This window comes from Streptomyces sp. NPDC059355 (genome assembly GCF_042752335.1).
GTDB lineage: Bacteria > Actinomycetota > Actinomycetes > Streptomycetales > Streptomycetaceae > Streptomyces.
In genome coordinates this window covers 23329-34172 of record NZ_JBHYXN010000014.1, presented here as the reverse complement: position 1 = coordinate 34172, position 10844 = coordinate 23329, and the positions used below count along the sequence as shown (strand labels likewise).

Annotated in this window: 10 protein-coding genes; 7 read left to right on the top strand and 3 right to left on the bottom strand. The window is 71.8% G+C overall.

Annotation, left to right across the window (positions count from 1 at the left end; genetic code table 11):
- Nucleotides 1–106: 106 nt before the first annotated feature.
- Both ACFXGI_RS15885 and ACFXGI_RS15880 read right to left on the bottom strand, forming a co-directional pair.
- Nucleotides 107–691 (bottom strand): hypothetical protein, encoded by a 585-nt coding sequence (locus ACFXGI_RS15885; protein ID WP_384706338.1) that lies wholly within the window; start codon nt 689–691, stop codon nt 107–109.
- A complete protein-coding gene (locus ACFXGI_RS15880) occupies nt 684–1463 on the bottom strand; it encodes a carboxylesterase (protein ID WP_030863568.1) in 780 nt (259 codons plus the stop codon). Before ACFXGI_RS15880 ends, ACFXGI_RS15885 begins: the two co-directional genes overlap by 8 nt.
- Before the next feature lie 144 nt (nt 1464–1607).
- On the opposite strand from ACFXGI_RS15880, the gene ACFXGI_RS15875 reads away from it, so the two are divergent.
- From ACFXGI_RS15875 to ACFXGI_RS15850, 6 genes are all read left to right on the top strand, one after another.
- Nucleotides 1608–2363 carry a lysophospholipid acyltransferase family protein gene (locus ACFXGI_RS15875; RefSeq protein WP_384706335.1) on the top strand — a complete coding sequence of 252 codons (756 nt, stop codon included), beginning with the start codon at nt 1608–1610 and terminating at the stop codon, nt 2361–2363.
- Nucleotides 2364–2398: 35 nt separating this feature from the next.
- Nucleotides 2399–3610, top strand: a complete 1212-nt coding sequence (gene macS, locus ACFXGI_RS15870) for a MacS family sensor histidine kinase (RefSeq protein ID WP_384706333.1) — start codon at nt 2399–2401, stop codon at nt 3608–3610.
- Nucleotides 3611–3654: 44 nt separating this feature from the next.
- The gene (locus ACFXGI_RS15865; RefSeq protein WP_051696177.1) at nt 3655–4299 is read left to right on the top strand and encodes a response regulator transcription factor; all 645 of its coding nucleotides are present in this window, start codon (nt 3655–3657) and stop codon (nt 4297–4299) included.
- 177 nt (nt 4300–4476) lie between these two features.
- Nucleotides 4477–5505 carry a 6-phosphofructokinase gene (locus ACFXGI_RS15860; protein WP_384706331.1) on the top strand — a complete coding sequence of 343 codons (1029 nt, stop codon included), beginning with the start codon at nt 4477–4479 and terminating at the stop codon, nt 5503–5505.
- 108 nt (nt 5506–5613) lie between these two features.
- Nucleotides 5614–6612: a 2-hydroxyacid dehydrogenase gene (locus tag ACFXGI_RS15855; RefSeq protein WP_384706329.1), complete on the top strand. Its 999-nt coding sequence runs from the start codon at nt 5614–5616 to the stop codon at nt 6610–6612.
- A gap of 68 nt (nt 6613–6680) precedes the next feature.
- Nucleotides 6681–6965, top strand: coding sequence for a hypothetical protein (locus tag ACFXGI_RS15850; RefSeq protein ID WP_384706327.1), 285 nt, complete (start codon nt 6681–6683; stop codon nt 6963–6965).
- A 273-nt stretch (nt 6966–7238) separates the two neighbouring features.
- Here the strand turns inward: ACFXGI_RS15850 and ACFXGI_RS15845 are convergent, their stop codons facing one another.
- Entirely contained in the window at nt 7239–9134 is a 1896-nt protein-coding gene (locus ACFXGI_RS15845; protein ID WP_384706325.1) for an anthranilate synthase family protein, read from the bottom strand.
- Between the two features lie 303 nt (nt 9135–9437).
- Here ACFXGI_RS15845 and ACFXGI_RS15840 point away from each other — a divergent pair, with 303 nt between their 5' ends.
- Nucleotides 9438–10802, top strand: a complete 1365-nt coding sequence (locus ACFXGI_RS15840) for a class II 3-deoxy-7-phosphoheptulonate synthase (protein ID WP_384706323.1) — start codon at nt 9438–9440, stop codon at nt 10800–10802.
- The last annotated feature ends 42 nt before the right edge of the window (nt 10803–10844 follow it).

The following is a 10844-nucleotide window of genomic DNA, read 5'->3' as shown; positions in this document are numbered from 1 at the left end:
GCCGGCGCCCGCCCCCCCCCCCCCCGCCCCCCGGGGGGGGGGGGGGGGGGGGGGGGGGGGGGCGGCCCCCCCCCCCCCCCCCCGCGGCCGCGCGGCGGAACCCGTCCTACACCACGGCTCCGCGCCCGGGATCGTCATCCTCGTCGTCACCCTGGGACATCCGCGCGATGAGCGTCGCGAACCCGCCCAGGAACCCACCGATCCCCAGCGTCGTGAGCCACCACGTCATGTCCCACTGCAGCAGCACCGCCACCAGCAGCAGTACCGGCCCGCCCACCACCGCCAGCCACGCGAACTTCGCCGTCGTGTCCGCCGGCGGCAGCTCGGGCTCCGGCGGGACGAAGTGGCCCTCGTCCGGCTCGTCCGGCTCCGCCGGCGTGTGATCGCGGGGCCCGGTCCCGGGCCCCGTACCGCCGATGCCCACGCCCGGCGCGAACACCACCGAGCTCCCCAACGCCGTCGGCGCGGGCGGCGGCTCGGCCGGAGCCTGCGGCGGCTCCGGGGACGGCGCGGGCGCCGCGGGCTCCGGCTCCACGTCCTCCTCCGGCAGCATCAGGTTCTCGATCGGCCGGAACGGCCTGGCCCCCGGCGGGTCCGGCGGCTCCTGCCCGTACCCGGCGACGATCGCCGCCCAGGCCGCCTCCTCGTCCAGCGGGGGGACACCCCCCGGGGACTCCTCGTGCTCAGCCACCGCTGGCCGCCCCCTCCCTGCCGACGCTCTCCGCGAGCCGCCCGACGAACGCAAAACTGTCCGCGAAGATCCGCTCCGCGTCATGGTCCAACGTCGCGACGTGGTAGCTCTGTTCCAGCAGGGTCTCGGTGACGTCCGTCGACGAGATCCGCGCGAGGATCCGCGCCGAGTCGGCCGGGTTCACGACGTGGTCCTGCACGCTGTGCAGCAGCAGCACCGGCTGCGTGACCTGCGGAAGCTCGGTGTCGACCAGCCTCAGGAACTGCCGCAGCGAGGCCGCGGCCCGGGTCGGGACCCGGGTGTAGCCGACCTCGGCGACGCCCGGCTTCGCGATGTCGCTCGCGATGCCCGGGGTGGACCGCAGGAAGTGCTGCGCGACCGGAAGGGCGAAGGCCATCGGGTCGTTGATCTTGTTGACCGGGTTGACGAGGACGATGCCGCTCACGGCGTCCCCGTGCCGGGCCGCCAGCCGCAGGGTCAGCGCCCCGCCCATCGACAGCCCGAAGACGAACACCTTCGTGCACCGCTCCAGCAGCTCCCGCAGCGCCCGGTCCACCTCGGCGTACCAGTCCTGCCAGCCGGTGAGCTGCATGTCCTGCCACCGCGTCCCGTGTCCGGGCAGCAGCGGCACGGAGACCGTCAGACCCTGCTCGGCCAGGTACTCCGCCCACGGGCGCATGGACTGAGTGGTACTGGTGAAGCCGTGGCAGAGGAGGACACCGACCTCTCCGCCCTCGTGGCGGAACGGCTCGGCTCCAGGGAGGACGGGCACCAGGGTCTCCTTCGACGGGTGGGGGGTGCGTAGCGCTGTGTGACTTCACCGTACGCGACGGGGGTGACACCGACCAGGGTCGTCGCCCCTCCGCCCCGAGCCAGGGGATATGGTCTGTTCGACAGACACAGGAAGGCTTTCGAGTTGATCTACGGCGCAATGAAGTTCTCCATCGGGGGGTCCCTGAAGCTCGCCTTCAGGCCGTGGGTGGAGGGCCTCGAGAACATTCCCGCCGAGGGGCCGGCGATCCTCGCGAGCAACCACCTGTCCTTCTCGGACTCCTTCTTCCTGCCGGCCGTGCTGGACCGGAAGGTCACCTTCATCGCGAAGGCGGAGTACTTCACCTCCCCGGGCGTCAAGGGCAAGCTGACGGCCGCCTTCTTCAAGGGCGTCGGCCAGCTCCCGGTGGACCGCTCCGGCGCGCGCGGTGCGGGTGAGGCCGCCATCAAGAGCGGCATCGACGTCATCGAGCGCGGGGAACTGTTCGGTATCTACCCCGAGGGGACCCGTTCACCCGACGGCCGCCTCTACCGCGGCAAGCCCGGCGGCCTGGCCCGCGTGGCCCTGGCCACCGGGGCGCCGGTGATTCCCGTGGCGATGATCGACACGGAGAAGATCCAGCCGCCCGGCAAGGTCGTTCCCAAGCTGATGCGCCCCGGCATCCGGATCGGCAAGCCGCTCGACTTCAGCCGCTACCAGGGCATGGACGGCGACCGCTTCATCCTGCGCTCGGTGACCGACGAGGTCATGTACGAGATCATGAAGCTGTCCGGCCAGGAGTACGTCGACATCTACGCGACGGCCGCCAAGCGGCAGATCGCCGACGCGGAGAAGGCGGAGAAGGCCGCCAAGGCCGCCGGCGACAAGAACGACAAGAGCTCCGAGAAGGCCGCGGAGTAGAGCACGGGCGGCATCGCCCGCACGGGGTGGGGGAGATGGCGAAACGCGAACGTGTCGTGCGCATGTCGGTCGAGCAGCCGCTGTGGCAGGCACTGACCGCCTACCGGCTGCTCACCATGGTCTACGCGGGCCTGCTGTTCGCCTCGGCGTACCGGGACTTCGACCGGCCCTGGGTCGCGGCCGGCTACCTCGCCGTACTCGCCGTCTGGACCCTGGCCACCCACCGCCGGGTGGCGAACGCCGCCAGCTGCACCAAGCGGTTCCTGGGCGCCGACCTCACCGTCGCGCTCGTCGGCATCCTGCTCACCCCGATCGCGGACACCCACGAGCGGATCGCCGGGGGCGGCCCCACCCTCCCCTCCATCTGGACCGCGGGCTCCGTCCTGGCCTTCGCGATCAAGGGCGGCTGGCGCTGGGCCGGCTTCGCCTCGACCTTCGTGGCCGTGGCCAACATCGTCGTGCACGGCGGCCAGCCCACCCGCGACACCCTGCACAACGTGCTGCTGGTCTGGGTCGCCTCCATCGCCATCGGGTACGTCGTCGAGGTCGCCCGGGCCAGTGAGGCCACCCTGGCCCGCGCCCTGGAGATCGAGGCCGCCACCCGCGAGCGCGAGCGGCTCGCCCGCGACATCCACGACGGGGTCCTCCAGGTCCTCGCCATGGTCCAGCGGCGCGGCACCGAGCTGGGCGGCGAGGCCGCCGAGCTCGGCCGGATGGCCGGGGAGCAGGAGGTGGCGCTGCGCACCCTGGTCTCCAGCGGGCTGGTGCCCACCTCCCGGATCTCCCGGGACGGGTCGCTCGGCGCGCTGGTGGACTCGTACGAGGTGGACGAGCCCGGCGCCGACGAGGGCGAGCTGGACCTGCGGAGCCTGCTCGCCCCGCACGCGGGATCCCGGGTCAGCTTCGCCGAGCCGGGTACGCCGGTGCTGCTGCCGGTGCCCGCGGCCAAGGAGCTGGCCGCGGCCGTCGGGGCCGCCCTCGACAACGTGCGCAAGCACGCGGGGGACGGGGCCAGGGCCTGGATCCTGGTCGAGGACTGGGGTGAGGAAGTGATCGTGACCGTCCGGGACGACGGCCCGGGCATCCCGGCCGGCCGCCTCGACCAGGCCGAGGGCGAGGGCCGGATGGGCGTGGCCCTTTCCATCCGCGGCCGGCTGCGGGACCTCGGCGGCAGCGCCGAGCTGGTGTCCGTCCCCGGGCAGGGCACCGAAGTGGAACTGAAAGTACCGAGGGGGAGAACCCAGTGAGCCAGACCGCCGAGCCGCAGCCGCAGCCGCACGAGATCAAGGTGATGGTCGTCGACGACCACCCGATGTGGCGGGACGCGGTCGCCCGCGACCTCGCCGCCGCGGGCTTCGACGTGGTCGCCACGGCCGGCGACGGTCCCGAGGCCGTCCGCCGGGCCGTGCCCGCCGCCCCGCACGTCCTGGTCCTCGACCTCAACCTGCCCGGCATGCCCGGGGTGCAGGTGTGCAAGGAGCTCGTCGGCGCCAATCCCGCGCTGCGCGTCCTGGTGCTGTCCGCGAGCGGGGAGCACGCCGACGTCCTGGAGGCGGTGAAGTCCGGCGCCACCGGCTACCTGCTGAAGTCCGCGGGCGCCCAGGAGCTGATCGACGCCGTCCGCCGCACCGCCGCGGGCGACCCGGTGTTCACCCCGGGCCTGGCCGGGCTGGTGCTCGGCGAGTACCGGCGCCTGGCCACCGACCCGGCACCCGCGGCCCCCGACGAGCCGAAGGTCCCCCAGCTGACCGACCGGGAGACCGAGGTGCTGCGGCTGGTGGCCAAGGGGCTCTCGTACAAGCAGATCGCGGAACGCCTCGTCATCTCCCACCGCACGGTGCAGAACCACGTGCAGAACACCCTCGGCAAGCTCCAGCTGCACAACCGGGTCGAGCTCGTCCGGTACGCGATAGAGCGCGGTCTCGACGACGCGTAACGGGGGACGTTCACCGTCTCGTACCTCGTACGCATGTCCTCGTACGAGTGAACGGAGGAACGCAACGCCCCGTATATCCACCGGAATTGACCTTTCCCAGGCTCTTGCTGTGACCTGAGTCACCACTAGCGTGACCGTCATGCGGGCTCGCCGGGCCCTGTGGCGAAGGGAGATTCCATGAAGGTCGGAGTGCTGACGGGCGGCGGCGACTGCCCCGGTCTCAACGCGGTCATCCGGGCCGTCGTCCGCAAGGGCGTCCAGGAGTACGCGTGCGAGTTCGTCGGGTTCAAGGACGGCTGGCGCGGTGCGATCGACGGCGACACCGTCCCGCTCGGCATCCCCGCCGTCCGCGGCATCCTGCCGCGCGGCGGCACGATCCTCGGCTCCTCGCGGACCAACCCGTTCAAGCAGGAGAACGGGGTCCGGCGGATCAAGGAGAACCTCGCCAAGTACGAGGTCGAGGCCCTCGTCGCGATCGGCGGCGAGGACACCCTGGGCGTGGCCGCCAAGCTGTACGGGGAGTACGGCATCCCCTGCGTCGGCGTCCCGAAGACCATCGACAACGACCTGTCGGCCACGGACTACACCTTCGGCTTCGACACGGCGGTCGGCATCGCCACCGAGGCCATCGACCGGCTGCACACCACGGCCGAGTCGCACATGCGGGTGCTGGTCGTCGAGGTGATGGGCCGGCACGCCGGCTGGATCGCCCTGCACTCCGGGCTGGCGGGCGGGGCCAACGTCATCCTCATCCCGGAACAGCGCTTCGACCTGGACCAGGTGTGCGCGTGGGTGACCTCCCGGTTCAAGGCGAGCTACGCGCCGATCGTGGTGGTCGCCGAGGGTGCGATGCCCAAGGACGGCGAGTTGGTCCTGAAGGACGCCACCACCGACTCGTTCGGGCACGTGCGGCTGTCCGGTGTGGGGGAGTGGCTGGCCAAGGAGATCGAGGCGCGGACCGGCAAGGAGGCCCGGACCACGGTGCTCGGGCACATCCAGCGCGGCGGCACGCCGAGCGCGTTCGACCGGTGGCTGGCGACGCGGTTCGGGCTGCACGCGATCGACGCCGTGCACGAGGGCGACTTCGGGAAGATGGTCGCGCTGAAGGGCACGGACATCGTGCGGGTCCCGATCGCCGACGCGACGGCCAGGCTGAAGACGGTGGACCCGGCGCTGTACACGGAGGTCGGGGTGTTCTTCGGCTGAGCCGGAGCGGGCCGGTTCGGAGTGGGTGAACGGGCCATGGGCGGTATCGGACGTAAAGTGCCGGAACGACCCATGGTCTGTTTGGTTGTGTACAGCACGGGAGCGAACGTGGAAATCCTGGCATTCGGGGTGCAGGGCGACGAGAGGCCGCTGATCGAGAAGGCGTTCGCGGCAGCCGGGCAGCACGAGGTGCGCTGCCTGGAGGTCTTCCTCACCGAGGACACCGCTCCCATCGCGGCGGGGTACGAGGTCGTCTCGTCGAGCGTGAACGCCGATCTGAGCGGGCGGGTGCTGCGGACCCTGGCCGGGGGCGGGACGAAGATGATCGCCCAGCGGTCGACGGGCTTCAACAACATCGACCTGGACGCCGCCCGCCGGCTCGGCATGACGGTGAGCCGGGTGTCGTACTACTCCCCGTACTCCGTGGCCGAGTTCGCGTGGACCCTGGCGATGGCCGTGAACCGGCGGATCGTCCGGGCCTCGAACCGGACGCGGGACTTCGACTTCCGGCTGAACGGGCTGATGGGCCGGGACATGCGAGGCCGCACGGTGGGCGTGCTCGGGACCGGGAAGATCGGCGAGGCGTTCACCCGGATCGCGCACGGGTTCGGCATGAACCTGCTGGGCTGGGACGTCGTGGAGAACCCGGCGTGCGTGGAGCTGGGCATGAAGTACGTGGACAAGGAGGAGCTGTTCACGTCGGCGGACCTGGTCAGCCTGCACGTACCGCTGATGGAGTCGACGCACCACATCATCGACGGGGCGGCGCTGCGGATGATGAAGGACGACGTGATCCTGGTGAATTCCAGCCGGGGCGGTCTGATCGACTCGCAGGCACTGGTGTCGGAGCTGCGGGCGGGGCGGTTCGAGGGGGTGGGGCTGGACGTGTACGAGGCGGAGGCCGGGCTCTTCTTCCTGGACAGGTCCCTGGAGGCCGTCGAGGACGACACCCTGGCGCGGCTGATCACGTTCCCGAACGTCGTGGTGACCTCGCACCAGGCGTACTACACGCACGATGCGGTGGGGCAGATCATCGACACGACGGTCCGGAACGTGGCGGACTACGTGGCGGGGCGCAGGTCGGAGAACACGCTGTCGCCCGAGTGACGCGAGTTCGCCCGGAGTTCAGGCCGGCGTCATGTGCGGGGCGCGGGTGCATGGCCTAGATTCGCCCCGTGGACATACCTTCCGTGGGCCGCTGGATCCTGGTGGCCCTCGCCGTGGTGCAGCTCGTGTACGCCGTACGGGCCCTGCGGCCCGCGCTCCGCTCCCGGCCGGGGGAGCGGACGGACGCGTGGCTGGCGTTCGCCGATCCGGCGGCCGGCGTCCCGGTGTCGCTGGCGCTGGCCTTCGGGAACCTCACGGTCTTCCTCGCGGGCATGGCGGTGCTGGGCCCGATCCTGACCTGGCAGCTGGTCCGCGGCATCGCGGCCCGCCGCAGGAAGCCGACCCCGGCGTAACGACCCCGGCGCAACGACCCCGCCGCGCGGAGCCGCCACGCCGGATCCCGCCGTGATCCGAAGGGCCTCCCTAGGGAGTGTCGTCAAAGTGGCGTCGGCCGCCCGGAAGGGCGGGGCCGGCGGGGTCTGGTGCGTGCGATCGCAGGGCGGAGGAGGGAATCGACGCGGTGGGGGCACCTCCCAGCGGTAGCTGGGGGATGTCGGTGACCGACGACAACGCGGCGAGCGTGCGTGCCAGGCCCCGCCGGCCAGACGGGACTTTGACGACACGATCTAGACCACGGCCGGGGCCATGCCGAGCAGGAGGTCCCGGAGCAGGGCCGGGCCGTTCAGGGTCAGGACGGACTCCGGGTGGAACTGGACCCCCGCGAAGGCCGGGGCCCGCAGGGCGTGCACCTCCCCCGTGACCGGGTCGCGGGAGATCTCCACCGCCCGCTCCGAGAGGCGGGCGGCCACGGCGTCGGGGCAGTGGGCCGTGTACGTGTTGTAGAAGCCCACCACCTCCTGCGTGCCGAAGAAGTCGATCCGCGTCTGCGCCCCCTGCGCCGGCTCCGCCTTGCGGATCAGCGGCAGACCCAGTTCCGCCGCCAGCAGCTCGTGGCCCAGGCAGACGCCGAGCAGGCCGTGCCGGTGCCCGGCCAGAAGTTCGCCGGCCAGCGCGCGCAGCATCCGCATCTTCGGGTCGGCAGTGTCCGCCGGGTTCCCCGGCCCCGGGCCCAGCACGACCGGACCGGCCCACGACAGGGCCGCCTCCCGCAGCCCGGGATCGTCGTAGCGGCGTACGGTCACCTCCAGCCCCGCCACCCGCAGCACGTGCGCCAGCATCGCCGTGAAGGTGTCCTCGCCGTCCACCACCAAGGCGTGGCCGACCCGGGCCGCGGGGCGGTCCTGCATCCGGAGCCAGAACGGGGCCAGGTCCGCCCGCCGGGCCGCCAGCGCCGCCTCGACCCGGGGGTCCTCGCCGAGGCGCGCCCCCTCGAAGGCGGCCCGCGGCGCCGCCGGGCGTACTCCGAGCGCCGCCAGCACCCCGGCCGCCTTCGCGTGCGTCTCCGCGACCTCGCCCGCCGGATCCGAATGCCGCACCAGCGTCGCCCCCACCGGCACCCGCAGCGTGCCGTCCGCCGCGATGTCCGCCGTCCGGATCAGGATCGGCGAGTCCAGCGTCTGGGAGCCCGAGGCGTCCATGCCCAGCAGGGCCAGCGCACCCGCGTAGTAGCCGCGCCCGCCCGCCTCGTACCGCTCGATCACCCGGCAGGCGTTCTGCACCGGCGACCCCGTCACCGTCGCCGCGAACATCGTCTCGCGCAGCACCTCCCGGACGTCCAGCGAGGACCGGCCGCGCAGCTCGTACTCGGTGTGCGCGAGGTGCGCCATCTCCTTCAGCCGCGGCCCGACCACGACCCCGCCCATGTCCCCGACCGTGCACATCATCTTGAGCTCCTCGTCCACGACCATGGACAGCTCCTCGGTCTCCTTGCGGTCGCCGAGGAAGGCGAGGAGGGACTCGGCCGTCGGGCCCCCGGCCGGGTAGCGGTACGTGCCACTGATCGGGTTCATCACCACGGTGGCGCCCGACATCCGTACGTGCACTTCCGGACTGGCCCCGACCAGCGTCCGGTCCCCGGTGTGGACGACGTACGTCCAGTACGCGCCCCGCTCGCCCACCAGCAGCCGCCGGAACAGCGCGAGCGCGTCGGCCCGCCCGAACCCCTCGATCCGGCCCTCGTACGTGCGCCGGATGACGAAGTTCGCCCCCTCGCCGCGGCCGATCTCGTCCCGGATCACGCGCTCGACGGTGGCCGCGTACTCCTCGTCGCCCACGTCGAAGCCGCCGCCGGCGACCCGCACCGGATGCTCCGGCAGCGCGGCCAGCGCCTGCGCGAGCGGGACCTCGTACGCCTCCTCGGCGGTCAGTACGGCCAGCGGCGTGCCGTCGTCGCGTACGTCGAACCCGCGCTCGCGGATCTGCCGGAACGGGACGAGGGCGAGGGTGGGCAGCTCCCGTACGGGCAGCTCGGCGAGGCGGCCGGCCTCGTGGACCGGGCCGATCAGCACCTCGACGGTGTCGTGGTCGCGGCCGGGTGTGCGACGGCGCAGCAGGGCGAACGGCGGGCAGGACCCGTCGTCGAGCAGGCGGCGGATCGGGTCGGGCGTGCTACTGGGTTCCATGGGCTGGCGTCCTTCTCCGTGAAGCGGGATGAAGGAGGAGCGGCCGGGCCCGGAAAACACCGAAGGCCGCCCCTCGGGCGGCCTTCGCGTCGTGCGTGTCAGTGGGTACGCGCGAGAAGTGGGCCGCCGGAAGCGGGCCACCACCAGTTCTGGTTCGAGTGCGCGTACATACCGCCGACGATAGCCCACCCGCGAGCCCGTCCGCAGCCCACCCGCGAGTCCGTCTGCGAGTCCCATGCGCCCCCGGAGACACTCGTCTCACGAAGTGGGCACCGGCCTGGACGTGGCGCAAGACGCCGTAATGTGTACGAGGTGACCGTGAACGCTGAAACCCAAGCCCCCGCCGCCAAGGCGACCTGGCGAGACCTTCCCGCGGCGCAGCAGCCTTCGTACCCCGATGCCGAGGCACTGCGCGCTGTCGTCGCGGACCTCGAGTCGTATCCTCCGCTCGTTTTCGCGGGCGAGTGCGACCAGCTGCGCGCCCGTCTGGGAGCCGTCGCCAAGGGCGAGGCGTTCCTGCTGCAGGGCGGCGACTGCGCCGAGGCCTTCGACGCCGTGTCCGCCGACCACATCCGCGCCAAGCTGAAGACGCTGCTCCAGATGAGCGCCGTCCTGACGTACGCGGCCTCCGTGCCGGTCGTCAAGGTCGGCCGCATCGCCGGCCAGTACTCGAAGCCGCGCTCCAAGGACACCGAGACCCGCGACGGCGTCACCCTGCCGACCTACCGCGGCGACTCCGTCAACGGCTTCGCCTTCACCGAAGAGGCCCGGATCCCGGACCCCGAGCGGCTGAAGCGCATGTACCACGCGTCCGCGTCGACGCTGAACCTGGTGCGCGCCTTCACCACCGGTGGTTACGCCGACCTGCGCCAGGTGCACGCCTGGAACCAGGACTTCGTGAAGTCCTCCCCCTCCGGGCAGCGCTACGAGCAGCTCGCGCGGGAGATCGACAACGCCCTGAACTTCATGAAGGCGTGCGGCACCGACCCGGCCGAGTTCAAGGCCGTCGAGTTCTACGCCTCGCACGAGGCGCTGCTGCTCGACTACGAGGGCGCGCTGACCCGTACGGACTCCCGTACCGGGAAGCTGTACGACACCTCCGGCCACATGGTCTGGGTCGGCGAGCGCACCCGCCAGCTGGACCACGCGCACATCGAGTTCTGCTCGCAGATCGCGAACCCGCTCGGCATCAAGCTCGGCCCGACCACCACCGTGGACGAGGCGCTGACGTACATCGACCGCCTGGACCCCGAGCGCGAGCCGGGCCGGCTGACCTTCGTCGTCCGCATGGGCGCCGACAAGGTCCGCGACAAGCTTCCGGAGCTGGTCGAGAAGGTCACGGCCTCGGGTGCGACGGTCGCCTGGGTCACCGACCCGATGCACGGCAACACCTTCGAGGCGGCCTCCGGCCACAAGACGCGCCGTTTCGACGACGTGCTCGACGAGGTCAAGGGCTTCTTCGAGGTCCACAAGGCCCTGGGCACGCACCCGGGCGGCATCCACGTCGAGCTCACCGGTGACGACGTCACCGAGTGCGTGGGCGGCGGCGACGAGATCTTCGTCGACGACCTGCACCAGCGCTACGAGACGGCCTGCGACCCGCGGCTCAACCGCAGCCAGTCCCTGGACCTGGCCTTCCTGGTCGCCGAGATGTACCGCGACCAGTAAGCGGATCAGTACGTAGGTACCTACGACTGTGGGGCACGGATC